Here is a 25,865-nt window from a genome sequence, read left to right on the forward strand (position 1 = left end):
TCAGAGATGCTGTCCGTGGCGGGCCATGATGTGCCGTACCACGCTGTAGTCCTGGAGCGAATCGCTGGACAGGTCCTTGCCGTAGCCCGAACGCTTCAGGCCACCATGGGGCATCTCGCTGACCAGCATGAAATGGCTGTTGATCCAGGTGCAGCCGTACTGCAATCGCGCGGCGACCTGCATCGCCTTGTCGAGGTTCTGGGTCCAAACCGAGGACGCCAGGCCGTATTCCGAATCGTTGGCCCAGTCCACTGCTTGCTCCAGCTCATCGAAGCGGGTGACGGTGACCACCGGTCCGAACACTTCGCGCTGAACGATTTCGTCGGTCTGTTTGCAGCCGGCCAGCAAGGTTGGCTGGTAGTAGAAACCGGCGCCGGAATGCACGGCAGCGCCCGTCACCCGTTCGATGTGCGGCTGGCCAAGGGCGCGTTCGACGAAACTGGCCACACGGTCACGTTGGCGAGTGCTGATCAGTGGACCGAGTTCGTTGTCGGCATCGCGTTTGCCGGCGAAGCGCAAGCTGCTGACCGCCGCACCGAGTTCGGCCACCAGGCGATCGTGAATCCCGTTCTGCGCATAAATCCGGCAGGCGGCGGTGCAGTCCTGGCCCGCGTTGTAATAGCCATAGGCGCGCACGCCCTCGACCACCGCCTGAATGTCGGCATCGTTGCAGACGATCACCGGGGCCTTGCCGCCGAGTTCGAGGTGGGTGCGCTTAAGGGTTTTGGCCGCGGCCTGGAGGATTTTTTGCCCGGTGACGATATCGCCGGTCAACGACACCATGCGCACTTTCGGGTGGCTGACCAGGTGACTGCCGACGCCTTCACCGCCGCCGCAGACGATGTTGATCACGCCGCGCGGCAGAATCTCGGCCAATGCCGGCGCCAGGGCCAGGATCGACAGTGGCGTGTGCTCGGACGGTTTGAACACCAGCGTGTTGCCGGCGGCCAGGGCCGGTGCGATTTTCCACGCGGCCATCATGATCGGGTAGTTCCACGGCGCAATGGACGCCACGACCCCGATAGGGTCGCGCCGCACCATGCTGGTGTAGCCCGGCAGGTATTCGCCGCTGAGCTGCCCGGTCTGGCAGCGCACGGCACCGGCGAAGAAACGGAACACGTCGACTGTCGCGCTCAAGTCGTCCTGGCGAGCCAGGTGCAGCGGCTTGCCGCAGTTCAGGGATTCGAGGCGGGCGAGCAGGTCGGCGTTTTTTTCGATGGCGTTGGCGATGTCCAGCAACAGGTTCGAACGCTGCTGCGGAGTGGTCCGCGACCAGCTGGCGAAGGCGCGGTGGGCGGCGAGGATGGCGGCTTCGACTTGCTCGGTGCTGGCTTCGGCGATCTGCGTCAGGACTTCGCCGGTCGCCGGGTTGAGAATCGGCTCGACAAATCCCTGGCCCGCGACCAATTCGCCATCGATCAACAAGGCGGTGAACAACGGGGTCTGCGCGCCAGCCATTTTTCGGATTCTCTTTTCTTGTGTGGCCATGCTGCTCCCTGTGACTGGGGCCGGCCGTCTTATAGATGGAGCAAGACTAGTGCGCGGACCCGAGGTCGACAAATACTAAATACTGAAGGTGGCGTTCGATTAAATAGATGGCTTGCGTCCGCCGTGGGGTTGTTCGCGGGCGACGGTCAGGAACGGGTCGACCAGGGCCGGGCGCGCCGTGCCGCGCCGCCATGCCAGGCCGACGTCGAGGGTCTGGCTGAGGTCGGCAATCGGCCGCGCCTCGATGATGTCGCCTTCCAGTGACCAGGGGCGGTAGGTCATGTCCGGTTGAATGGACACGCCAAGGCCTGCGGCCACCAGGCTTCGCACGGCTTCGGTCGAGGCGGTGCGCAAGGTAATGCGCGGTTGCAGTGAGGCTGCTGTCCACATGCGTTGGGCATTGCGGTCCATTTCATCGACGTTCAATTGAATCAACGGCTCGCGGGCGACATCGGCCAGGTTGATGCTGTCGTGCTCCAGCAGCGGGTGCTGGGCGGGCAGCCAGAGCCGGTGGGGTGAGTGGGTCAGTACCTCGGTCTGCAGGGCGTGGCGGTCTTCGAGGTTGGAGAGGATCAGCACGCCGACATCAATCTCGCCGCTGACCAGCAAATGTTCTATGTAGGGGCGCTCGTCTTCCATCACGCGGATTTCGACATTGGGGTAGGCGCGCTGGAAGCGGGTGAGCAAGTCCGCCAGGTAATAACCGGCCACCAGGCTGGTCACCCCGATGATCAGCTGTCCGGCGACCTGGTCGGTGCTCTGTTGCAGGCTGCGTTTGGCGTTGTCCACGGTGGCCAGGATCAAGTGTGCCTGGCGCAGGAATTGATGGCCCTGGTGGGTCAGGGTCATGCCTTTGGCGTGACGGCTGAACAGGCTGACGCCTATTTCCTCCTCCAGTTGCTGGATGGCCAGGGTCAGGGTGGATTGGGAAATAAAGGCGGTTTGCGCGGCGGCGGAGATCGAGCCGGTCTCGGCCACGGCAATGAAATGACGGATTTGACGCAAGGTCATCATGGGAAGCGTACCCGGTGGGCGGTTTTTATCGATTTGTTCGAGTGTATATCTAAAAAACCGAAACAGGCTTCAAGCGGTAAGCGAAAGCGCCAGAGCAACATCTGGAAGCACTCTCCCTGGCGGCGGTCGGGCACTTTCGAACTAGGCTGGGGCCTCAAATCCGGTTACACCTTTTATGGAGGCGGAAAATGAATACCCGCGGATTGCTCGATCAGCTACTCAAATCTGGCCAGGACTTGTTGCAGAACAAGGCGGGCGGCACGCAGAACAAGACGTCCGCTGGCTTTGGCGGAATGCTTGGGGGCCGCAGTGGTGGCTCGAGCGGGCTTGGCGGTCTGCTTTCGGGCGCTGGCGGCGGTGCACTGGCGGCGGGCGCCATGGGTTTGCTGCTGGGCAGCAAGAAGGCACGCAAAGTCGGAGGCAAGGTGGCTGTGTACGGTGGCCTCGCGGCGCTGGGCGTATTGGCCTACAAGGCATACGGCAACTGGCAGGCCCAGCAGGGCACGACACCCAGGCATGAGCCGCAAACCCTTGACCGTTTACCGATGGCGCAAGTCGAGCAGCACAGCGAGGCCATTCTCAAGGCCCTGGTGGCGGCGGCCAAGGCCGACGGTCATATCGACGAGCGCGAACGCGAATTGATTGAGGGTGAGTTCGCCCGGCTGGACAACGATCAGGCGCTTGCGCACTGGTTGCACGCCGAACTCAACAAGCCATTGGACCCGGCCGACGTCGCCAGCGCGGCCAGCACCCCGGAGATGGCCGCCGAGATGTACATCGCCAGTGTGATGCTGGTGGACGAGGAAAGCTTTATGGAAAAGTCCTACCTGGATGAACTGGCACGTCAGCTCAAGCTGGAACCGGGTTTGAAAGCGGAGCTGGAGAAGCAGGTCCGGCAGGCTTCGGTGTAGCCCTTCCGGTTGTCTTCACCGGCAAGCCAGCTCTACAGAATCGATCTCTAGCTGGCTTGCCAGAGAAGCCTTTTGAGCCACGACAACGTCATTCATGGCCCATTCACGCCCCCTTCTTGCACAACGCCACTGGCCAGTATCCTGAACCATGGCGCAAAGTCCCGATCCAGAGCCGGTCCTGCCTATTTCGGCGGGATGAGAAGTGGTGCACAAGCGTCTTATAAATGAAACACCGCCCTCGGCTATACTCCCCAGCATTTGAAATGGCCCCCGAGGACTGACTGTGAAGAACTGGACGTTGCGCCAACGCATTTTGGCGAGCTTTGCGGTAATTATCGCCATCATGCTGTTGATGGTCGTCGCCTCTTATTCACGGTTATTGAAAATCGAGGAAAGCGAAGCCAGCGTGCGTGATGACGCGTTGCCGGGGGTGTATTACAGCTCGATGATTCGCGGCGCCTGGTCCGAAAGTTTCATTCAGACCCAGGAGTTGCTGGGTTTGAAGCAAAGTTCGGGCATCAGTAAAGAAGATGTCGAAGATTACAAAAAATACGAAGCGCGTCTGCAGGAGGAAATCAGTAACTATCGCGCCACCATCACTACCGAAGAAGACAAGGTCGAGTTCGTCGCCTTCGAAAAGATTCATGCCGATTACAACAATGCGTTAGCGGCTGTACTCGATTTGCATAAGCGCAATCAGGCAGCAGACGCCATCAGGACGTTTAATGAGCAGCTGATCCCGGCCTGGACGGCAGGCCGCATGAAACTCAACGACATCATCCATGAAAATAAAGTGGTGGCAGACAAGGACATAGTGGCCATCGATAACGCGGTGGTCACGGCAAAAATCAGCATGGGCATCTCTCTGCTGGTTGCCGTACTGGCTGCCGGCCTCTGCGGCCTGCTGTTGATGCGCGCGATCATGGCGCCGATGAACCGCATCGTCAGCATCCTCGAAGTGATGCGCACCGGCGACCTCAGCAATCGTCTGAACCTGGAGCGCAAGGACGAATTCGGTGCGGTCGAAACCGGCTTCAACGACATGATGACCGAACTCACCTCGCTGGTGTCCCAGGCCCAACGCTCGTCGGTGCAGGTCACCACGTCGGTCACCGAGATCGCCGCCACGTCCAGGCAGCAACAGGCCACCGCCACCGAAACCGCCGCCACCACGACCGAAATCGGCGCGACCTCCCGTGAAATCGCGGCCACTTCCCGTGATCTGGTACGCACCATGACCGAGGTCTCCACCGCTGCCGATCAGGCCTCGGTGGCCGCCGGTTCCGGGCAGCAGGGGTTGGCGCGCATGGAAGAAACCATGCACTCGGTAATGGGGGCGGCCGATCTGGTCAACGCCAAACTGGCGATCCTCAACGAGAAGGCCGGCAACATCAATCAGGTGGTGGTGACCATCGTCAAAGTCGCCGACCAGACCAACCTGCTGTCGCTCAACGCGGCGATCGAAGCCGAGAAGGCCGGGGAATACGGCCGCGGGTTTGCCGTGGTGGCGACCGAAGTGCGGCGTCTGGCGGACCAGACCGCCGTCGCCACCTATGACATCGAGCAGATGGTGCGCGAGATTCAGTCGGCGGTGTCGGCCGGTGTGATGGGCATGGACAAGTTCTCCGAGGAAGTGCGCCGCGGCATGGCCGAAGTGCAGCAGGTTGGCGAGCAGCTGTCGCAAATCATCCATCAGGTTCAGGCGCTGGCGCCGCGCGTGTTGATGGTCAATGAGGGCATGCAGGCCCAGGCCACCGGCGCTGAACAGATCAACCACGCCCTGGTGCAACTGGGCGATGCCAGCAGCCAGACCGTCGAATCCCTGCGTCAGGCCAGTTTCGCCATCGACGAGCTGAGTCAGGTGGCCGTGGGGCTGCGTAGCGGCGTCTCGCGATTCAAAGTCTGATGAGCGAACTCACGGCCAAACGCCCTGCCGTGAAGCAGGCGTTGCATGCGTTGTTTCTGGTGTTCCGCATCGGCAGCGAGCGCTATGCCTTGCAAGCCACCGAGGTCGCGGAAGTGCTGCCGCGCCTGCCGCTGAAGCCGATTGCCCACGCGCCGCACTGGGTCGCCGGGGTATTCGCCTGTCGTGGTGCGGTGGTGCCGGTGATCGACTTGTGCGCCTTGACGTTTGGTATCCCGGCCCAGGCTCGAACCAGTACGCGACTGGTACTGGTCCATTACCGCGCGGATGAACGCGCCGCGCCGAAATTGCTCGGGCTGATTCTGGAACAGGCCACTGACACCTTGCGTTGCAACCCGGCGGATTTTCAGCCCTACGGCCTCGATAACCGCCAGGCGCCGTACCTCGGGCCTGTGCGCGAAGATGCGCAGGGTTTATTGCAATGGGTGCGGGTCGCCGACTTGCTGGACGATCAGGTCCGCGCGCTGCTGTTCCCGTCGCCACCGCTGGATCTGGCGCTGCTTGAGGAGCGGTCATGAGCGGTGATCAGCGGTTTTTCGATTTCCTCAAGGAACGCATCGGCCTCGACGTCACCTCCGTGGGGCCCGCCATCATCGAGCGTGCATTGCGCCAGCGCAGCGCCGCGTCCAATGCGTTGACCACCGATGAATACTGGCAAACCTTGCAGGGTTCCCGAGACGAACAGCAGGCGCTGATCGAAGCGGTGATCGTCCCCGAAACCTGGTTTTTCCGTTACCCGGAGTCCTTCGCCACCCTGGCGAAACTGGCGATCAAACGCCTGTCCGAGATCAACAACCTGCGTGCTTTGCGGATTCTCAGCCTGCCTTGCTCAACCGGCGAAGAACCCTATTCGATTGCCATGACGTTGCTGGATGCCGGGCTCATGCCGCACCAGTTCAAGGTCGACGGCATGGACGTCAGCCCGCTGTCGGTGGAAAAAGCCCGGCGCGCGCTCTACGGCAAGAATTCGTTCCGTGGGCAGGATATTGCCTTTCGCGACCGGTATTTCGTGGCAGAAAACGACGGGTTTCGCCTCGATGGCCGGGTGCTGGATCAAGTGCGTTTTCAGGTCGGCAACGTGCTCGATCCGGCGTTGCTCGCCAACGAGCCACCCTACGACTTCGTGTTTTGTCGCAACCTGCTGATCTATTTCGATCAGACCACGCAACAGCAGGTTTTCGAAGTGCTCAAGCGCCTGACCCACGTCGATGGTGTGTTGTTTATCGGCCCGGCCGAAGGCAGCCTGCTGGGACGGTTCGGCATGCGCTCCATTGGCATTGCACAGTCCTTTGCCTTCAGCCGTCATCACGCGGCGGAGCCCGAGCCTTTACCGGCCATGGTTCCTGCGCCATTGCCTGTGCCGCGACCGGTACGCAACGTGGTGCCGGCGCCAGTACACAGACGCCCGTTCGCGTCCGTGGCGCCGACAGCGCATACGGCAAAAACTGACGGTGCCGACGCTGTCACGCTGCTGGCCAACATCGCTTCGCTGGCCAACGAAGGCAAGAGTGCCCAAGCCCGTGCCGCGTGCGAAAGTTACTTGCGCAGCCACGAACCTGTGGCTCAGGTGTTTTACTGGCTCGGGTTGCTCAGCGATGTGGCCGGCAGTGTCCTGGAAGCCCAGGGTTTTTATCGCAAGGCGTTGTACCTCGAGCCGCAACATCCCGACGCGTTGATGCACCTGGCAGCCTTGCTGCAATCCCAGGGCGACACCGTGGGAGCCAGACGATTACAGGACCGCGCCGCCCGCAGCGAGCGCGCCGCTGACAGTGAGCGCAAACGATGATCGCCTCCGCCACCTTTAGCGTCACCCGTGAAGATGCCCAGGCCATCGACGATTGCTGGAACCGTATCGGTATCCATGGCGACAAGTCCTGCCCGCTGCTGAGCGAACACATTCATTGCCGCAATTGCGCCGTGTATTCGGCCGCCGCCACGCGCCTGCTGGATCGTTATGCCTTGCAGCAGGACGACCGCGTGCAGGTGTCCAGCGCCGTGGAGAGCGAGGTGAAAACCCGCTCGCTGTTGATGTTCCGCCTCGGCGAAGAATGGTTGGGCCTGGCCACTCGCAGTCTGGTTGAAGTCGCGCCACTGCAAGCGATTCACTCGCTGCCGCATCAGCGCTCCGGCGCCTTGCTCGGCGTGGCGAACGTGCGCGGTGCGCTGGTGGCGTGCCTCTCGTTGGTCGAATTGTTGGGGCTCGACAGCATCAGCAATGTCGCCCCCGGCACTCGGGTCATGCCGCGCATGCTGATCATCGCCGCCCATGGCGGGCCCGTGGTGGTGCCGGTTGACGAAGTGGACGGCATTCATGCCATCGACGAGCAGATCCTCGATGCCGCGTCGCGCTCCGGCACCCAGGCCAGTGCCCGGTACACCCGTGGCGTCTTGCAATTCAGGGGTCGCAGCCTGCGTTGGCTGGATGAAGAACAGCTGTTGTCCGCCGTGACCCGGAGCCTCACATGACCCCCGAGCAGATGCGCGACGCCTCTTTGCTGGAACTGTTCAGCCTCGAAGCCGAGGCCCAGACCCAAGTGCTGAGTGCCGGTCTGCTGGCATTGGAGCGCAATCCGACCCAGGCCGACCAGCTTGAGGCGTGCATGCGCGCGGCGCACTCGCTCAAAGGTGCGGCGCGGATCGTCGGGGTCGATGCGGGGGTCAGCGTTGCCCATGTGATGGAGGACTGCCTGGTCAGCGCCCAGGAAGGCCGCCTGCTGCTGCGTCCCGAACACATCGATGCATTGCTGCAAGGCACCGATTTGTTGATGCGCATCGCGACGCCGAGCAATGCTCCGGTGCCAGCGGATATCGAGGCCTATGTCGCCTTGATGGGGCGCTTGCTTGATCCGGCTGCTGCCGTGCCAGTCACGGCAACGGCTGCATCCCTGATGGCAGAGCTTCAACTTGAAGAGCCAGCGTCCCTTGCCGAAGAACCTGCTCCTGCCGTCGAGCCGATTGCGCAAGCGCCGAAAAAGTCCAGGCGCACCACCGAGAATGGCGAGCGCGTGCTGCGAGTCACCGCCGAGCGCCTGAACAGCCTGCTCGACCTGTCGAGCAAATCCCTGGTGGAAACCCTGCGCCTCAAACCGCACCTGGCCACCATGCAGCGTCTCAAGCGCATCCAGAACAACAGCCTGCGAGCACTGGAAAACCTCAACGTCCATCTCAAGGAGCACGCCCTGAGCCTCGAAGCCCGGGAAGCCCTCGAAGATGCGCGTCGACTGTTGGCCGAGTCCCAGCAATTGCTGGTGGAAAAAAACGCCGAGCTGGATGAGTTCGCCTGGCAGGCCAGCCAGCGCGCGCAGGTGTTGTACGACACCGCGCTGGCCTGTCGCATGCGGCCCTTCGCTGATGTCTTGAACGGTCAGGTGCGAATGGTCCGCGACCTCGGGCGCAGTCTCGGTAAACAAGTGCGTCTGGAAATCGAGGGCGAGAAGACCCAGGTTGACCGCGACGTGCTGGAAAAACTCGAAGCGCCACTGACGCACCTGCTGCGCAATGCGGTCGATCACGGTATCGAAACCCCTGAACAACGGCTGTTGGCGGGCAAACCGGCCGAGGGCGTGATTCGCTTGCGTGCCTCCCATCAGGCGGGCTTGCTGGTGCTGGAACTGAGCGATGACGGCAATGGCGTCGACCTTGAGAATGTCCGCCGCAGCATCATCGAACGCCAATTGTCCCCAGCTGAAACCGCTGCCCAGCTCAGCGAAGAGGAGCTGCTGACTTTCCTGTTCCTGCCAGGTTTCAGCCTGCGCGACACCGTCACTGAAGTCTCCGGACGCGGTGTCGGTCTGGATGCGGTGCAGCACATGGTCCGCCAGTTGCGGGGCGCGGTGGTGCTGGAGCAGACGGCGGGCGAGGGCAGTCGCTTTCATCTGGAAGTGCCACTGACCCTGTCGGTGGTGCGCAGTCTGGTGGTGGACGTCGGCGGAGAGGCCTATGCCTTTCCGCTGGCCCACATCGAGCGCATGTGCGATCTGGATTCGGCCGACATCGTGCAGCTCGAGGGTCGTCAGCATTTCTGGCATGAAGGCCGGCACGTTGGCCTGGTGGCGGCCAGTCAGCTGTTGCAGCGCCCGGTGAATCAAGGCCACCAGCAGACTCTGAAAGTCGTGGTGATCCGCGAGCGCGATACGATCTACGGGGTGGCGGTCGAGCGCTTTATCGGTGAGCGGACCCTGGTCGTGTTGCCGCTGGATGAGCGTCTGGGCAAGATCCAGGACATTTCTGCCGGGGCCTTGCTCGACGACGGTTCGGTGGTGCTGATCGTCGACGTCGAGGACATGCTGCGTTCGGTGGACAAACTGCTCAATACCGGGCGCCTGGAGCGCATTGCCCGACACGGCAACCAGGCCGCCGAGGCGGCCCGCAAGCGGATTCTGGTGGTCGATGACTCCCTGACCGTGCGTGAGTTGCAACGCAAGCTGTTGCTCAATCGGGGCTATGACGTGGCCGTGGCGGTCGACGGCATGGATGGCTGGAATGCGCTGCGCTCGGAGGATTTCGATCTGTTGATTACCGACATTGATATGCCGCGCATGGACGGCATTGAACTGGTGTCGCTGTTGCGTCGGGACAATCGCCTGCAATCGCTGCCGGTGATGGTGGTGTCTTACAAGGATCGTGAAGAGGATCGTCGTCGTGGACTGGACGCTGGAGCCGACTATTATCTAGCCAAAGCCAGTTTTCATGACGACGCCCTGCTCGATGCAGTGGTTGAGCTCATAGGAGGAGCGCGGGCATGAAAATCGCCATCGTCAACGACATGCCCATGGCCGTGGAGGCGCTGCGCCGGGCGCTGGCCTTCGAGCCGGCGCACCAGGTGATCTGGGTCGCCACCAACGGCAGGGAGGCCGTGCAAAAGGCTGCTGAACAGACGCCGGATCTGATTCTGATGGATCTGATCATGCCGGTGATGGACGGGGTGGAGGCCACGCGGCGGATCATGGCCGAAACCCCGTGCGCCATTGTCATCGTCACCGTGGATCGCCAGCAAAACGTGCACCGGGTGTTCGAAGCCATGGGCCATGGTGCCCTGGATGTGGTCGACACCCCGTCCCTCGGTGCGGGTAATGCCCAGGAAGCGGCGGCGCCCCTGCTGCGCAAGATCATGAACATCGGCTGGCTGATCGGCGACAAGGGGCATCGGGAGCGGCCGGCACCGAGTCCGTTGCGCGGTTCGGCCTCGGCCAAGCGCCTGATCGCCATCGGTTCCTCGGCAGGTGGGCCGGCGGCGCTGGAGGTCTTGCTCAAGGGCCTGCCGAAGGATTTCTCCGCCGCCATCGTGCTGGTGCAACACGTTGACCAGGTGTTCGCCGCCGGCATGGCCGAATGGCTCGGCAGCGCCAGCGGTCTCAACGTGCGCCTGGCTCAGGAAGGCGAAACGCCGCAAAGCGGCACGGTTTTGCTGGCCGGCACCAATCACCATATTCGTTTGTTGAAAAACGGCACGCTGGCCTACACCGCCGAGCCGGTCAACGAAATCTATCGGCCTTCCATCGATGTGTTTTTCGAGAGCGTCGCCAATCACTGGAACGGCGATGCAGTGGGCGTTTTGCTCACCGGCATGGGGCGTGATGGTGCACAAGGGCTTAAACTCATGCGCCAGCAAGGCTACCTGACCATCGCGCAGGACCAACAAAGCAGTGCGGTGTATGGCATGCCGAAGGCGGCCGCGGCCATCGATGCCGCCATGGAAATTCGCCCGCTGGAAAAAATAGCGCCACGATTGCTCGAGATTTTCCCTAAATGACGACTTTTCCCGGCAATCCTGGCCCAGGCAGTATTCAGGTGAACGCACATGACTGATTTACAGCTCGACGACTTCAAGACTGACGAAAACGCCGCCATGGTGTTGTTGGTGGACGATCAGGCAATGATCGGCGAGGCGGTGCGCCGCGGGTTATCGAACGAAGAAAACATCGACTTCCATTTCTGCGCCGACCCGTACCAGGCTGTTGCCCATGCGGTTCGCATCAAGCCGACGGTGATCCTTCAAGACCTGGTCATGCCCGGTCTGGACGGCCTGAGCCTGGTGCGCGAGTACCGCAATCACCCGGCGACCAAGGACATCCCGATCATTGTCCTGTCGACCAAGGAAGACCCGCTGATCAAGAGCGCGGCGTTCGCGGCCGGGGCCAACGATTACCTGGTCAAGCTGCCGGACAACATCGAACTGGTCGCGCGCATCCGCTATCACTCGCGCTCCTACATGACCCTGTTGCAGCGGGACGCGGCGTATCGCGCCTTGCGGGTGAGCCAGCAGCAGTTGCTCGACACCAATCTGGTGCTGCAGCGCCTGATGAACTCCGACGGCCTGACCGGGCTGTCGAACCGTCGGCATTTCGATGAATACATGGAGCTTGAGTGGCGTCGTTCCCTGCGCGAGCAGAGCCAGTTGTCGCTGCTGATGATCGATGTGGATTACTTCAAGACCTACAACGACACCTTCGGCCATCTCGAAGGCGACGAGGCCCTGCGCAGGGTCGCCGCGGCGATCCGCGATGCCAGCGCCCGGCCTTCGGACTTGCCGGCCCGTTACGGCGGTGAAGAGTTCGCCCTGGTCCTGCCCAACACCTCTCAGGGCGGAGCCCGACTGGTGGCGGAAAAACTGCGCATGACCATCGAAGCCCTGAAGATCCCGCACATTTCCCCGACCGAAGGCTCCAGCCTGACCGTCAGCATCGGCCTGTCGACCGTCACCCCGGCAGCAGGCAGCCATTGCCGCGAATTGATCTCGGCGGCGGACAAGGGGCTGTATCTGGCGAAGAAGAATGGGCGTAATCAGGTGGGGATCGGGTGAGCCGCCTGTTCTGCTCATCAACGCATTTCTTGTGGGAGCGAGCTTGCTCGCGAAAGCGGCGGCTCAGTCAACATCGATGTTGAAGGTTATACCGCCATCGTCGGAACGCCGCCCGGAGCGAGCTCGCACAGGTTTGGTGTTTTAACCGATCAACATTTCCCCTAAACCCTGCCTTTTCAGCCAAGCGGACTGCCGTTTCCGGCCGTTTGCCGTTATACTCGCCGGCTTTCAAAAGTTCGCCAACGAGTGCTGCCCGCCATGGAAATCAACCCGATCCTTAACACCATCAAGGACCTGTCCGAGCGCTCCGAAACCATTCGGGGGTATCTTTGACTACGATCAAAAGCATGAGCGTCTGACCGAGGTCAATCGCGAGCTTGAAGATCCGAATGTCTGGAACAAACCTGAGTACGCCCAGGAACTGGGCCGCGAGCGCTCTGCGCTGGCCCAGATCGTCGAAACCCTGGACGAGCTGAACGCCGGTCTGGCCGATTGCCGCGACCTGCTGGACATGGCTGTCGAAGAAAACGACGAAGGCGCGGTGGGCGATGTGGTCGCCGAGCTGGCCCGTCTCGAGGAAAACCTCGCCAAGCTTGAATTCCGCCGCATGTTCAGCCACGAAATGGACCCGAACAATGCCTACCTGGACATCCAGGCCGGCTCCGGCGGCACCGAAGCCCAGGACTGGGCCAACATCCTGTTGCGCATGTACCTGCGCTGGGCCGACAAACGCGGTTTCGACGCCACCATCATGGAGTTGTCCGCCGGCGAAGTCGCCGGGATCAAGGGCGCTACCGTGCACATCAAGGGCGAATACGCCTTTGGCTGGCTGCGTACCGAGATCGGCGTACACCGTCTGGTGCGCAAGAGCCCGTTCGACTCCGGCAACCGTCGCCACACCTCGTTCTCTGCGGTGTTCGTTTCCCCCGAGATCGATGACAAGGTGGAAATCGAGATCAACCCGGCAGACCTGCGGATCGATACCTATCGTTCCTCCGGTGCCGGTGGTCAGCACGTAAACACCACCGACTCGGCCGTACGTATCACCCACGTACCGACCAACACCGTGGTCAGCTGCCAGAACGAACGTTCCCAGCACGCCAACAAGGACACCGCCATGAAAATGCTGCGGGCCAAGTTGTACGAGCAGGAAATGCAGAAACGCAACGCGGCCTCCCAGGCCCTGGAAGACACCAAGTCCGATATCGGCTGGGGTCACCAGATTCGTTCGTACGTGCTGGATGCCTCGCGGATCAAGGATCTGCGCACCAACATCGAACGCAGCGACTGCGACAAGGTGCTCGATGGCGACATCGACGAATACCTGGAAGCCAGCCTGAAATCCGGCCTGTAACCCTTTTTTAGGAGCCGGCGTGCCGGCGCTCCCCGACCGCAGGTCGGGGACAACGAACCTGATGGAAAATTTAAAGACATGAGCGACCTAGAACTCGACCCGCAAGCCCTGCAACAGGAAGAAAACTCCCTGATCGCCCTGCGCAAGGAAAAGCTTGCTGCCGAGCGCGCCAAGGGCAATGCCTTCCCGAACGACTTCCGCCGCGAAAACTACTGCGATGCCTTGCAGAAGCAGTACGCGGACAAGACCAAGGAAGAGCTGGCAGAGGCTGCGATTCCGGTCAAGGTTGCCGGTCGTATCATGCTCAACCGTGGCTCGTTCATGGTGATCCAGGACATGACCGGGCGTATCCAGGTCTACGTCAACCGCAAGACCCTGTCCGAAGAAACCCTGGCCTCGGTGAAAACCTGGGACATGGGCGACATCATTGCCGCCGAAGGTACCCTGGCCCGCTCCGGCAAAGGCGACCTGTACGTCGAAATGACCAGCGTGCGCCTGCTGACCAAATCCCTGCGCCCGCTGCCGGACAAGCACCACGGCCTGACCGACACCGAGCAACGCTACCGTCAGCGTTATGTTGACCTGATCGTCAACGAGGACGTGCGCCAGACTTTCCGCGTGCGTTCGCAAGTCATCGCCCACATCCGCAGCTTCCTGATGAAGCGTGACTTCCTGGAAGTGGAAACGCCGATGCTGCAAACCATTCCGGGCGGCGCGGCAGCCAAACCGTTCGAAACCCACCACAACGCGCTGGACATGGAAATGTTCCTGCGTATCGCGCCTGAGCTGTACCTCAAGCGTCTGGTGGTCGGTGGTTTTGAAAAAGTGTTCGAGATCAACCGCAACTTCCGTAACGAAGGCGTTTCGACTCGTCACAACCCTGAATTCACCATGTTGGAGTTCTACCAGGCCTACGCCGACTACGAAGACAACATGGACCTGACCGAAGAACTGTTCCGTGAACTGGCGCAGCTGGTTCTGGGCAGCACCGACGTGCCGTACGGCGACAAGGTGTTCCACTTCGGCGAGCCGTTCGTGCGTCTGTCGGTGTTCGACTCGATCCTCAAGTACAACCCTGAGCTGACCGCTGACGATCTGAACGACATCGACAAGGCCCGCGACATCGCCAAGAAGGCCGGCGCCAAGGTGCTGGGCTTCGAAGGCCTGGGCAAGCTGCAGGTGATGATTTTCGAAGAGCTGGTCGAGCACAAGCTGGAACAGCCGCACTTCATCACCCAGTACCCGTTCGAAGTGTCGCCGCTGGCTCGTCGTAACGACGAGAACCCGAACGTCACCGATCGTTTCGAGCTGTTCATTGGCGGCCGTGAAATCGCCAACGCCTACTCCGAGTTGAACGACGCGGAAGACCAGGCCGAACGCTTCATGGCGCAGGTGGCCGACAAGGACGCCGGCGACGACGAAGCCATGCACTACGACGCCGACTTCGTTCGCGCGCTGGAATACGGCATGCCGCCAACGGCGGGTGAAGGTATCGGCATCGACCGTCTGGTGATGTTGCTGACCAACTCACCGTCGATCCGCGACGTGATCCTGTTCCCGCACATGCGGCCGCAAGCGTAAGTGTTTTAATTAAAAAGCCGCCTTTTCAGGCGGTTTTTTATTGCCTGTCTGGTACAAACGTATCAAATGGTTACTTTTGAAGTGAGAGAGGAATCCTGTCGTGAACGGTGCAATGGCTCAAGAAGGTGCAGCGGGTGTCGCCACTGCGGTCGCTGAAAGTGTTCAGTACCAGGGCCGCAAGGCCAGCCGACAGGGCAGCGAACAGCGTCGACAGGAGATTCTCGATGCTGCAATGCGCATTGTCGTGCGCGATGGCGTGCGGGCCGTGCGCCACCGCGCAGTGGCTGCCGAGGCCAATGTGCCGTTGTCGGCGACCACCTACTACTTCAAGGATATCGATGATCTGCTCACCGATACCTTCGCTCAATACGTTGAACGCAGCGCAGCCTACATGGCCAAGTTGTGGGTGAATAACGAAGGCCTGCTGCGCGAAATGGTCGACAGTGGCGATGGCAGCCCGGAGGCCCGTTCGAAGCTGGCGGACGATATCGCACGGCTGATGGCGGACTATGTGCACCGGCAACTGCTCACCCGTCGCGAACATCTGATGGCCGAACAGGCATTCCGCCAGGAAGCGCTGTTGAACCCGCGCCTGGCCGAGTTGGTGCGCTCGCACCAGCAGATTCTCCTGCAGGGCTCCTGCCAGCTGTTTCAGGTATTGGGTTCCCGCGAGCCGCAACAGGATGCCAAAGTGTTGACGGCTATCATCGGACGGATGGAATATCAGGGCCTGCTCAACGACGCCGAACCGGTGGCCGAAGAGGAAATGCTCGGCATCCTGACGCGCTACATGCATTTGGTATTGGCGTCGGTGTAATAACTGTAGGAGCGAGCTTGCTGGGTGCGGAGTCCGTTCATAGGGAGTGTTGAATGAAAGCCTGGCAAGTCGCAGTGATCGCCCTGTCGTTCCTGCTGCTCAGTGGCTGCCTGGTGACCTTCAAGGAGCCGCTGCCCACGAGCGAACCCGCGCCCAAAGGGTTGCTCGGCAAATGGACCAGCACCAACGCCTGGGGTGAGCCACTGAATCTGGAGCTGACGCGCATCGGTGATAACCAGTACCAGGCGATCAGCTACTTTCGCGCCAAACCCAAGGAGCGCGAAGCCTATCCTTTCACGGTGTCACGACATGGCAGTCGCTGGTATCTGTCGGCGAAAGTGCCAGCGCAGTTCGGCGGGCACTTCACCATCGCCGGCTTCGAATTGACCGACAAACATGAACTGGTGGTCTACAACCTCGACCTCGAGCAAATCAATCAGGCATTGCAGCAGAAGGCCCTGAGCGGCGATGGCTTTCAAACGGCTGAAGGCGACGGCGTGTTGATCAACAGCAAGATGGACCAGGTGTCCGCCTACCTCGATGACCCGGCCAATTCCGATGTGTTCGTCGAGGTGGTGCGTTATCAGCGCCAGGCCAAGGCCAAATAAACCCACATAACGCTTTCAACAGGAGTTTCGGGTGGACGAATACCAGCAGTCGATACGCATTTTGTCCGATCGCATTGTGCTGGCGCAGACGCCGATCCGCGTCCTCGATGCGGTCAAGTGGGACGACAACATCCGCAAGGGTTTCCTCAAGGCCAAGGGCAAGGAAATGCCGGCGGTGGACCGCGACTACTACCTGAACCGGCCGCTGTCCTTCGACTCCAGCAAAGTGAAGCTGGAGTTCCAGAACATCGAGCGCGACATCACCCGCCAGCTCGGCCAGTTCAACCCGGTCGGCCAGATCATGCGGCGCATGTGCAAGGAATACCGGATGGTGGTGCGCATGCTCGAAGCGCGCGGCACCGAGGATTTCGGCTTGATTTCCCAGGAGTTGTACGGTGCCGCGTCCGACGCGTTCCACGCCGGTGACCCGACCCTGTCCGACCTGGGGCTGATGCTCTCCGATTACCTGAACAACATCGATGGCCGTGGCGACCTCAAGGATGAACCGAAGACGCTGACGGCCAAGGATGCGGTGGAAATGCTCCAGCATCGCTTGAACAAGGTGTTCGGCGAGGCCGAGGAAACCATTCGGGTGTTCGAGTCCGACGGTATCGTCGCCGATGCGGCGGCCGGTGCCGACTACATCAAGATCCGCGCCGACGCGATGTTCAACCAGCGCGATGTGCGCGCCCTGGAAGTCCACGAAGGACTGGTGCACGTCGGCACCACGCTCAATGGCCTGAACCAGCCGATCTGCACCTTCCTGGCCAAGGGCCCGCCCTCGTCGACGGTGACCCAGGAAGGCCTGGCGATCCTGATGGAAATCATCACCTTCGCCTCCTATCCGAGTCGCCTGCGCAAACTGACCAACCGTACCCGCGCCATTCACATGGTTGAGGAGGGGGCCGACTTCCTGCAGGTATTCGAGTTTTTCCGCGAGCAGGGTTTTGAAATGGCGGAAAGCTACAGCAACACCAGTCGCGTTTTTCGAGGTTCGGTGCCGACAGGTCTGCCATTTACCAAAGACTTGTCCTACCTCAAGGGCTTCATCATGATTTACAACTACATTCAGTTGGCCGTGCGCAAAGGCAAACTGGAGCAGATACCGCTGCTGTTTTGCGGCAAGACCACGCTGGAAGACATGCGCACCCTGCGGCAGTTGGTGGATGAAGGGCTGGTGGTACCGCCCAAGTACCTGCCGGAGCAGTTCCGCGACATGAATGCGTTGTCGGCGTGGATGTGCTTCTCCAACTTCCTCAATCACCTGAGCCTGGACCGGATCGAGGCGGATTACTCCAACATCCTGTAGCGGTAAGCCATGGACCATTGTGGGAGCGAGCCTGCTCGCGATAGCGGTTTTACATTCAACCTCAATGTTGACTGATGCACCGCCATCGCGAGCAGGCTCGCTCCCACAGGGTTCGGTGTTCGGCCTTCTTCTTTTTTGCGAGGTTTCAACGGATGAGAATCCTCGGCGTCATCTGCCTGCTCCTGGCCCTGAGCGGTTGCAGCTCGCTGCTGTTCTACCCCGAACCCGGCCAGTTGTTCACCCCGGAAAAAGCCAGGCTCGAATACCGCGACGTCACACTGACCACTGCCGACGGCCTGCGCCTGCATGCCTGGTGGTTGCCGGCGAAAAAGGGGGTAGAGGTCAAGGGCACGGTGCTGCACCTGCACGGCAATGGCGGAAACCTGCCCATGCATCTGGGCGGCAGCTATTGGTTGCCGGAAAAGGGTTACCAAGTGTTGCTGGTGGACTATCGCGGTTATGGCCTGTCCGAAGGCGAGCCGAGCCTGCCGGAGATCTATCTGGACATCGACGCGGCATTCGCCTGGCTGGACCAGGCGCCGGAGGTCAAGGGCAAGCCGGTGATCCTCCTCGGGCAAAGCCTCGGCGGCTCGATGGCCGTGCATTACCTGGCTCTGCACCCGGAGCGGCAGAAACAACTCAAGGCGTTCGTGCTCGACGGCGTGCCCGCCAGTTACCGCAGTGTCGGCCGATATGCCCTGAGCAACTCATGGCTGACCTGGGCATTTCAGGTGCCGTTGTCGTGGCTGGTGCCGGACGGCGACAGTGCAATCAACTCGATGGGAAAGATCAATGGCGTGCCGAAACTGATCTACCACAGCATCGACGACCCACTCGTGCCTCTTTCCAACGGCATCCGTCTGTATCAAGCTGCGCCGCCGCCGCGCGTGCTGCAACTGACCCGCGGGGGGCACGTGCAGACGTTCGCCGATCCGGTCTGGCGCAAGGTCATGCTGCGTTTTCTTGATGACCCGCAGCATTTCAACGGTCTGCGCCGCCTGGGTGAGATCCCCAATTACCCGGCGCCCGAACATTCTGAAGATGAACCACCAGAGAGTCCGCAATGAGTGAAGAACGTAACGCCATCCCGCTGATCATCACCGGTATTTGCAGCATCCTCGGCACTGTGGGTGCCCTGTGGTGGTACGGCTACCTGCACTTCGCCAAGCCTGAGGATGCGTTGCTGCTCAACGAATTCACCATGCTCAAGACCGTGCCGGGCGAGGACTATAAAGTCTCCCTGGAACCGGCCGCCCAAGTGGCGCAGTGCATCGATGGCGTGCTGGTGCTGTTCGACACCGAACAGAAAGGCCTGACCGGGGTGCTGATCGACAGCAAGAAAAAAGCCGTGCGTTGCATGGGTCAGGAAACGCCGCAGCAACTGCAACCCTGAACAGAAACCTGACGTGGGAGCGAGCCTGCTCGCGATGGCGGCGTGACAGTCAACACAGATGTTGAATGTCCAGGCCTCATCGCGAGCAGGCTCGCTCCCATTGTGGTTTTTATTGGGTGTTGGCACTCACCGCCGACCGTGGAATCACCGGTTGGTTATCGTTGGAAATCGTCACTTCCACCCGACGATTCTGTGCCCGTCCCGACACGCTGGTGTTGTCCGCCACCGGGTATTCCTTGCCATAACCCTGGGCGACGATGCGGGTCGGGTCGACGCCCATTTTCACCAGTGCCATGCGCACTGAGTTGGCGCGACGTTCTGACAGCGACTGGTTGTGCGACGCCGTACCGGTGCTGTCGGTGTAGCCTTCGACGATGACCTTGCGGTCGGGGTTTTCCTGGAGGTACTGCGCCAGTTTGTTGATGTTCATCAGACCGTTGGATTTCAGCTCGGCCTTGTCGGTGGCAAACAGCACGTCACCGAAGGTCACCAGCGTGCCGCGATCGGTTTGCCTGGCGTTGAGGCTGTCCTGCAATTGCTTGATCTGCTGGTCACGCGCATCCAGGCGGGCCTGGGCGCGCTGCGCAGAAGCGTTTTTAAGGTTGGCTTCCGCCGTACGCAGGGCGATGGTCTGTTTCGCCACTTCGACACGCTGGTTGGTCAGATAGGCCAGTTGATCGACTTTGGCCGGGTCTTCCTTATCCAGATAGGCCTTGTCGGCCTTGTCCAGATAATCACTGGCATCCTTGGTTTCCAGCGCTGCGACTTTGCTCGCCTGCGGGTTGGCCTGCAGGCCGGAATAGTTGGTGCGGGCCTGTTCAAGATTGGCGTTGGGCGGTGTCGAGCACGCTGCCAGGGCAATACTGGCGGCCAGCAGGGCAGGGATCATCAATTGTTTGGAATTCATGCATTTGGAAATCATGGTTTCGTCCTTTTAGTCGAGTAAGAAATACGTCGCGCCGCGCCGTTACTGAACGGTGCGCTGGCTTTCCTGACGCAGTTCCTGAACTCCTTGGCGAGCGTCCTTCAGCGCTTGTTCGGCTTTCATCGCCTGGGCTTTGCGTTCGGCCACGCGAGCATCCCATTCGGCTTGCTCGGCCAGGGTTTTCGCTTGCTCGTACTTCTTGTCGTGCATGGCGATTTCGGCTTGTTTGAGCTTGTCTTGCGCAGACTTCATTTCCACCGCCGCGAATTCAGTCCCGCCGGCGCTGACAGCGTTATTGACCGCTGACTCGGTGACGGCGAATTGTTCGGTGGGCGGGTTGCCAGCGCAACCGGCCAGTACGAGACTGCCGCCGAGGGCGAGGGTTGCCATTTTCAGGCCATGCAGAGGGGTGGATGAGGATTTGCCAGTACCTGTTTTCATGATCTTCAACTCCATTGGACTAACTCCTGAACAACAAAAAAATCCATCCTGGGCAAAGGAGCCGCGAGCTAAGGTTTCGAGGGGATTTGATACGGCCGTCCCAGGCATGGTTACTGGGTTGACCCGAGGGGTTTTTCGAAAGTTCAGAGAAATTAATCAGGCGTGAGGTCTGGCGTTTGCAGGAGCGAGCCAGCTCCGGGCGGCGTTCCGACGATGGACTCTCGAACGCCGCTGGGAACCAGACTTCCCGCGTTTTCGTTGACGACCATCGCGAGCAGGCTCGCTCCTACAAGGGGATCATTCGGAGGGAAAATCAGTGTTTTTGCTTGTCGTTGCCTGCTGACAAGTCATGCAAGTGCCGGCGGGACAAGGCGAGAAAGCGAGGGGTCGGGCCGATGTCCTCATACAGTGGGTCACCTTCTTCGTCAGTGGCCACCACGGTCGAGCCTTTCACATAGGGAAAGCTTTTTTCCAGTTCTTCCAGCGCGGCGCCGATGAGTTCACCGAGCAGCTCCTCGGGTTGTCGTTTGGGGTACATCTCGGTAATGGCCGCCAGGCGTGCGGCGGCTTCCACGTCCAGATGAATCGTGTAGCCGGTCTTGGTCAGGCGACCCTTGGCATTTTCTTCCCAATGCTGGGCCAGTTCGCGGATTTTCATAATGACCTCATTGCGCTCCTGCTCGTGGCAGGCCGGGTGAGTGTCCGGCATTGGCCGGTGACAGTCGTTGTACGGCTCATAGTTCAGACTAGCCTTAACGCCCAAGGTTTAAAGTCCCTTCGTCGTCTTGCTTGTAAGAAGCGCTCTGGAGCGGCACTCTTTAAGTTCATGGCCGCCCGGATTTTTCGCTGGAGAACTGCTGATGACCGATATCGATGCACGCTTGCGCGAGGATGTTCACCTGTTGGGTGAGCTGTTGGGCAACACCATTCGTGACCAGTACGGGGACGGTTTCCTCGACAAGATCGAGCAGATCCGCAAAGGGGCCAAGGCCGATCGCCGCGGTTCCATGGACGCCGAATTGAGCGCCAGCCTCAATCAGTTGACCGAGGACGAGTTGCTGCCAGTGGCGCGGGCGTTCAATCAGTTCCTCAATCTGGCCAACATCGCCGAGCAATATCAGCTGATTCACCGCCGCGAAGAATCCAGGCCGGCGCCGTTCGAAGCGCGTGTGCTGCCGGAACTGCTTGCCCGGCTGCGCGCCGAAGGCCATGGCGCCGAGTCCCTGGCCCGGCAATTGGGGCGGCTGGAAATCGAGCTGGTTCTCACCGCGCACCCGACCGAAGTCGCGCGTCGCACCTTGATCCAGAAGTACGATGCCATCGCCGCGCAACTGGCGGCCCTGGACCATCGCGACCTGACCGGCGCCGAGCGCGAGCAGATCAAGTCGACACTGCAGCGCCTGATCGCCGAAGCGTGGCACACCGAAGAGATCCGTCGTACACGTCCGACACCGGTCGATGAAGCCAAATGGGGCTTCGCGGTGATCGAGCATTCGCTGTGGCAAGCCATTCCCAATTATCTGCGCAAGGCCGATCAGGCCCTGCATGCCGCCACGGGCCTGCGCTTGCCCCTGGAAGCCGCGCCGATTCGCTTTGCTTCGTGGATGGGCGGCGACCGCGACGGCAACCCGAACGTGACCGCCGCCGTTACCCGTGAAGTGTTGCTGCTGGCGCGCTGGATGGCGGCGGATTTGTACCTGCGTGACGTCGATCAGCTCGCCGCCGAACTATCGATGCAGCAGGCCAGCGACGAATTGAAAGCCAGGGCCGGCGACAGTGCCGAGCCCTATCGCGCGGTCCTCAAACAACTGCGCGAGCGCCTGCGTGCGACGCGCAACTGGGCTCACGCTGCGTTGACCACACCTGCGCCGGCACCGGCCGATGTCTTGCAGAACAATCGGGAACTGCTCGATCCGCTGGAACTGTGCTACCACTCGCTGCATCAATGCGGCATGGGCGTGATCGCCGACGGCCCGTTGCTCGACTGCTTGCGCCGAGCGGTCACCTTCGGCCTGTTCCTGGTGCGTCTCGATGTGCGCCAGGACTCGTCGCGGCACAGTGCAGCCATGACCGAAATCACCGATTACCTTGGCCTGGGTCGCTACGAAGACTGGAGCGAAGAAGAGCGCATTGCCTTCCTGATGCGTGAACTGAACAACCGTCGGCCCTTGCTGCCGCCGCACTACAAGCCGTCTGCCGACACCGCCGAAGTGCTGGCGACCTGTCGGGAAATCGCCGCGGCGCCGGGGGCATCCCTCGGTTCGTATGTGATCTCCATGGCCGGTGCCGCTTCCGATGTGCTCGCCGTGCAACTGCTGCTCAAAGAGTCTGGCGTGTTGCGGCCGATGCGCGTGGTGCCGTTGTTCGAAACCCTCGCGGACCTGGATAACGCCGGGCCGGTGATCGAGAAACTTCTGCTGCTGCCGGGATATCGCTCGCGCCTGCAAGGGCCGCAGGAGGTCATGATCGGCTACTCCGACTCCGCCAAGGACGCCGGCACCACGGCGGCGGCCTGGGCGCAATATCGGGCGCAGGAACGGTTGGTGGATATCTGCCGCGAGCAGCAGGTAGAGCTGCTGTTGTTCCACGGTCGCGGCGGCACCGTGGGCCGTGGCGGCGGCCCGGCTCATGCGGCCATTCTGTCGCAGCCGCCGGGTTCGGTCGCGGGACGTTTCCGTACCACCGAGCAGGGGGAAATGATCCGGTTCAAATTCGGCCTGCCGGACATCGCCGAGCAAAACCTCAATCTGTATCTGGCGGCGGTGCTTGAAGCGACCCTGTTGCCACCGCCCCCTCCGACCCCGCAGTGGCGCCATCTGATGGACGAACTGGCGGCCGACGGCGTGAGCGCTTATCGCGCCGTAGTGCGGGAAAATCCGCAATTCGTTGAATACTTCCGCCAGTCCACCCCTGAGCAGGAGCTCGGGCGTCTGCCGTTGGGCAGCCGTCCCGCCAAGCGCCGGGCCGGCGGGATCGAAAGCCTGCGGGCGATCCCGTGGATCTTTGGCTGGACCCAGACACGCCTGATGTTGCCGGCCTGGCTCGGTTGGGAAGCGGCCTTGAGCAAGGCCCTGGAGCGCGGTGAAGGTGAGCTGCTGGGGCAAATGCGCGAGCAGTGGCCGTTCTTCCGTACGCGCATCGATATGCTGGAAATGGTCCTGGCCAAGGCCGACGCGGACATCGCCCGGTCCTACGATGAGCGTCTGGTGGAACCGCAATTGCTGCCATTGGGCGCACACTTACGCGACCTATTGTCGCAGGCATGCGCGGTCGTCCTGGGTCTGACCGGACAGTCGCAGCTACTGGCACATAGCCCTGACACCCTTGAATTCATCCGCTTGCGTAATACCTACCTCGACCCGCTTCATCTATTGCAGGCCGAGTTGTTGGCGCGCTCGCGACAACAGGACGTGGCACAGGGCAGCCCGGTAGAACAGGCATTGCTGGTGTCTGTGGCGGGGATTGCTGCCGGTTTGCGCAATACCGGCTAAGGTTTTTGCCCTGTGGCAGGCATTCGCTGCAGGGGGCGGATGCCGGTCAAAGGCAAGCAAGAAAGTGCGGCAAGGCGACAGTTAATGATGGGGTTGCGACCAGGGGAACCGCGCCAAAAGGTCGCAGGAGGCGGCGGTTTCTCCGACTTTTGGCGGCTTGTGTGGGCGCAGCCTGCTGTGTATCTTGATCAGCCTTTGGCCGTTTGGGCGGTCACGACCCTATTTTTGAGATTGGCCCCATGAGGCGAATCTGACGTTATCTATATAAAAAAATTGAGGAGCACATCGATGCGCGTCATTCTGCTGGGAGCTCCCGGGGCCGGTAAAGGTACTCAGGCTAAGTTCATCACCGAGAAATTCGGTATTCCGCAAATCTCCACCGGCGACATGCTGCGCGCAGCGGTCAAGGCCGGCACCGAGCTGGGCATCAAAGCCAAGAGCATCATGGATGCGGGCGGCCTGGTATCCGATGACCTGATCATCGCACTGGTCAAGGACCGCATTGCCCAGTCCGACTGCGTCAACGGTTTCCTGTTCGACGGTTTCCCGCGCACCATTCCTCAGGCTGAAGCCCTGGTGACGGCTGGCGTCGAGCTGGATGCCGTGGTTGAAATCGCCGTTGAAGACGAAGAAATCGTTCAGCGTATCGCCGGTCGCCGTGTTCACGAGGCCAGCGGTCGCGTGTATCACATCGTCTACAACCCGCCGAAAATCGCGGGCAAAGACGACATCACCGGTGAAGACCTGGTACAGCGCAAGGACGACACCGAAGAAACCGTGCGTCATCGCCTGTCGGTCTACCATTCGCAGACCAAGCCGTTGGTGGACTTCTACCAGAAGCTCTCGGCTGCCAATGGCAAGCCGAAGTACAGTCATATCGAAGGTGTCGGTTCGGTTGAAGCGATCACCGCCAAGGTGCTGGCTGCCCTGAGCTGAAAAGTCTGATTTGCTGCATCATCCACGGCCCGCTTGCGGGCCGTAGTTGTTTATACTGACGCACTTTTTTCTGACCTCTTTTACGGATACATCGATGAGCACCTTGCTGGCCCTGGACACCGCGACTGAAGCTTGCTCCGTTGCCTTGCTGCATGACGGCAAGGTCACGAGCCATTACGAGGTGATCCCGCGCCTGCATGCGCAGAAGCTGTTGCCCATGATCCAGCAGTTGCTGGCCGATGCCGGGACCACGCTGCAAGCGGTCGACGCCATCGCTTTCGGTCGCGGACCGGGTGCGTTTACCGGCGTGCGGATTGCCATCGGCGTGGTGCAGGGCCTGGCATTTGCCCTGGATCGCCCGGTGTTGCCGGTGTCGAATCTGGCCGTATTGGCCCAGCGTGCGTATCGCGAGCAGGGTGTCAGCCAGGTTGCGGCGGCCATCGATGCGCGGATGGACGAGGTGTATTGGGGCTGCTACCGCGAAACGGCAGGGGAGATGCGACTGGTCGGGGCTGAAGCGGTATTGGCCCCGGAAGTGGCTGCATTGCCGGCTGATGCCAGTGGCGAATGGTTTGGCGCGGGCACAGGTTGGGGGTATGCCGAGCGTATCGGCGTCCACCTGAGCGGTCAGGACGCGGGCATGCTGCCCCATGCCGAAGACTTGCTGACGCTGGCGCGATTTGCCTGGGAGCGCGGTGAGGCGATTGTGGCGGATGAAGCACAGCCGGTTTATTTGCGGGACAAGGTGGCGACGCCGAAAGCGCGTTGATTCACCAGATTCAGTGCTGAGATCGCTTTTGTGGCGAGGGCGCTTGCTCCCGTTCGGCGGCGAAGCCGTCGCAATACCTGGTGGCAAGGTGAGGCTGTAGGA

The 25,865-nt window shown here is 61.1% G+C and carries 23 protein-coding genes; 18 read left to right on the forward strand and 5 right to left on the reverse strand.

Annotated features, from left to right (window positions below; all coding sequences use genetic code 11):
* Complete coding sequence (locus F7R06_RS22890; RefSeq protein WP_090316795.1) at positions 1 to 1,488, reverse strand: gamma-aminobutyraldehyde dehydrogenase; 1,488 nt, start codon at positions 1,486 to 1,488, stop codon at positions 1 to 3.
* Positions 1,489 to 1,587: 99 nt separating this feature from the next.
* Positions 1,588 to 2,502, reverse strand: a complete 915-nt coding sequence (locus tag F7R06_RS22895; protein WP_090316798.1) for a LysR family transcriptional regulator — start codon at positions 2,500 to 2,502, stop codon at positions 1,588 to 1,590.
* 188 nt (positions 2,503 to 2,690) lie between these two features.
* On the opposite strand from F7R06_RS22895, the gene F7R06_RS22900 reads away from it, so the two are divergent.
* The 15 genes from F7R06_RS22900 to F7R06_RS22970 all read left to right on the forward strand — a co-directional run bounded on the left by F7R06_RS22900 (position 2,691) and on the right by F7R06_RS22970 (position 19,201).
* Positions 2,691 to 3,413, forward strand: coding sequence for a tellurite resistance TerB family protein (locus F7R06_RS22900; RefSeq protein ID WP_090316801.1), 723 nt, complete (start codon positions 2,691 to 2,693; stop codon positions 3,411 to 3,413).
* A gap of 283 nt (positions 3,414 to 3,696) precedes the next feature.
* A complete protein-coding gene (locus tag F7R06_RS22905; RefSeq protein ID WP_090316805.1) occupies positions 3,697 to 5,319 on the forward strand; it encodes a methyl-accepting chemotaxis protein in 1,623 nt (540 codons plus the stop codon).
* The gene (locus F7R06_RS22910) at positions 5,319 to 5,855 is read left to right on the forward strand and encodes a chemotaxis protein CheW (RefSeq protein WP_090316808.1); all 537 of its coding nucleotides are present in this window, start codon (positions 5,319 to 5,321) and stop codon (positions 5,853 to 5,855) included. The genes F7R06_RS22905 and F7R06_RS22910 overlap by 1 nt, the downstream gene beginning before the upstream one ends.
* Positions 5,852 to 7,123, forward strand: a complete 1,272-nt coding sequence (locus tag F7R06_RS22915) for a CheR family methyltransferase (RefSeq protein ID WP_090316812.1) — start codon at positions 5,852 to 5,854, stop codon at positions 7,121 to 7,123. Before F7R06_RS22910 ends, F7R06_RS22915 begins: the two co-directional genes overlap by 4 nt.
* A complete protein-coding gene (locus F7R06_RS22920; RefSeq protein ID WP_090316820.1) occupies positions 7,120 to 7,803 on the forward strand; it encodes a chemotaxis protein CheW in 684 nt (227 codons plus the stop codon). The genes F7R06_RS22915 and F7R06_RS22920 overlap by 4 nt, the downstream gene beginning before the upstream one ends.
* Positions 7,800 to 10,082 (forward strand): hybrid sensor histidine kinase/response regulator, encoded by a 2,283-nt coding sequence (locus F7R06_RS22925; RefSeq protein WP_090316823.1) that lies wholly within the window; start codon positions 7,800 to 7,802, stop codon positions 10,080 to 10,082. The genes F7R06_RS22920 and F7R06_RS22925 overlap by 4 nt, the downstream gene beginning before the upstream one ends.
* Positions 10,079 to 11,089, forward strand: coding sequence for a chemotaxis response regulator protein-glutamate methylesterase (gene cheB, locus F7R06_RS22930; RefSeq protein WP_090316827.1), 1,011 nt, complete (start codon positions 10,079 to 10,081; stop codon positions 11,087 to 11,089). Before F7R06_RS22925 ends, cheB begins: the two co-directional genes overlap by 4 nt.
* A gap of 48 nt (positions 11,090 to 11,137) precedes the next feature.
* Positions 11,138 to 12,139 carry a response regulator gene (locus tag F7R06_RS22935; RefSeq protein ID WP_090316830.1) on the forward strand — a complete coding sequence of 334 codons (1,002 nt, stop codon included), beginning with the start codon at positions 11,138 to 11,140 and terminating at the stop codon, positions 12,137 to 12,139.
* A 258-nt stretch (positions 12,140 to 12,397) separates the two neighbouring features.
* A protein-coding gene (prfB, locus tag F7R06_RS22940; protein ID WP_103403637.1) for a peptide chain release factor 2 occupies positions 12,398 to 13,493 on the forward strand; the annotation gives its coding sequence in 2 pieces (ribosomal slippage) (positions 12,398 to 12,469 and positions 12,471 to 13,493; 1,095 coding nt in all).
* 78 nt (positions 13,494 to 13,571) lie between these two features.
* Positions 13,572 to 15,074 (forward strand): lysine--tRNA ligase, encoded by a 1,503-nt coding sequence (gene lysS / locus F7R06_RS22945; RefSeq protein ID WP_090316834.1) that lies wholly within the window; start codon positions 13,572 to 13,574, stop codon positions 15,072 to 15,074.
* A gap of 112 nt (positions 15,075 to 15,186) precedes the next feature.
* Positions 15,187 to 15,891: a TetR/AcrR family transcriptional regulator gene (locus tag F7R06_RS22950; protein ID WP_090318336.1), complete on the forward strand. Its 705-nt coding sequence runs from the start codon at positions 15,187 to 15,189 to the stop codon at positions 15,889 to 15,891.
* 53 nt (positions 15,892 to 15,944) lie between these two features.
* Positions 15,945 to 16,499, forward strand: a complete 555-nt coding sequence (locus F7R06_RS22955) for a hypothetical protein (RefSeq protein WP_090316837.1) — start codon at positions 15,945 to 15,947, stop codon at positions 16,497 to 16,499.
* Positions 16,500 to 16,530: 31 nt separating this feature from the next.
* On the forward strand, positions 16,531 to 17,808 hold the full coding sequence (locus F7R06_RS22960; RefSeq protein WP_090316839.1) for a flavohemoglobin expression-modulating QEGLA motif protein: 1,278 nt from the start codon (positions 16,531 to 16,533) through the stop codon (positions 17,806 to 17,808).
* Positions 17,809 to 17,960: 152 nt separating this feature from the next.
* On the forward strand, positions 17,961 to 18,875 hold the full coding sequence (locus F7R06_RS22965) for an alpha/beta hydrolase (RefSeq protein WP_090316842.1): 915 nt from the start codon (positions 17,961 to 17,963) through the stop codon (positions 18,873 to 18,875).
* Entirely contained in the window at positions 18,872 to 19,201 is a 330-nt protein-coding gene (locus tag F7R06_RS22970) for a PA3694 family proteiin (protein ID WP_090316845.1), read from the forward strand. The genes F7R06_RS22965 and F7R06_RS22970 overlap by 4 nt, the downstream gene beginning before the upstream one ends.
* Positions 19,202 to 19,310: 109 nt before the next feature.
* Here the strand turns inward: F7R06_RS22970 and lptF are convergent, their stop codons facing one another.
* From lptF to F7R06_RS22985, 3 genes are all read right to left on the reverse strand, one after another.
* A complete protein-coding gene (gene lptF, locus F7R06_RS22975) occupies positions 19,311 to 20,108 on the reverse strand; it encodes a lipotoxin F family OmpA-related lipoprotein LptF (protein ID WP_090318342.1) in 798 nt (265 codons plus the stop codon).
* A gap of 60 nt (positions 20,109 to 20,168) precedes the next feature.
* Positions 20,169 to 20,582: a DUF4398 domain-containing protein gene (locus tag F7R06_RS22980; RefSeq protein WP_090316848.1), complete on the reverse strand. Its 414-nt coding sequence runs from the start codon at positions 20,580 to 20,582 to the stop codon at positions 20,169 to 20,171.
* A gap of 298 nt (positions 20,583 to 20,880) precedes the next feature.
* Complete coding sequence (locus tag F7R06_RS22985; protein ID WP_090316851.1) at positions 20,881 to 21,225, reverse strand: pilin assembly protein; 345 nt, start codon at positions 21,223 to 21,225, stop codon at positions 20,881 to 20,883.
* A 202-nt stretch (positions 21,226 to 21,427) separates the two neighbouring features.
* Between F7R06_RS22985 and ppc the strand changes: the two genes are divergently transcribed.
* From ppc to tsaB, 3 genes are all read left to right on the forward strand, one after another.
* Positions 21,428 to 24,058: a phosphoenolpyruvate carboxylase gene (gene ppc / locus F7R06_RS22990; protein WP_090316854.1), complete on the forward strand. Its 2,631-nt coding sequence runs from the start codon at positions 21,428 to 21,430 to the stop codon at positions 24,056 to 24,058.
* Positions 24,059 to 24,346: 288 nt separating this feature from the next.
* A complete protein-coding gene (gene adk, locus F7R06_RS22995) occupies positions 24,347 to 24,994 on the forward strand; it encodes an adenylate kinase (protein ID WP_090316858.1) in 648 nt (215 codons plus the stop codon).
* Positions 24,995 to 25,088: 94 nt separating this feature from the next.
* A complete protein-coding gene (tsaB, locus tag F7R06_RS23000; protein ID WP_090316861.1) occupies positions 25,089 to 25,763 on the forward strand; it encodes a tRNA (adenosine(37)-N6)-threonylcarbamoyltransferase complex dimerization subunit type 1 TsaB in 675 nt (224 codons plus the stop codon).
* Positions 25,764 to 25,865 lie beyond the last annotated feature (102 nt).

Origin of the sequence: Pseudomonas moorei (assembly GCF_008801475.1) — a bacterium.
GTDB lineage: Bacteria > Pseudomonadota > Gammaproteobacteria > Pseudomonadales > Pseudomonadaceae > Aquipseudomonas > Aquipseudomonas moorei.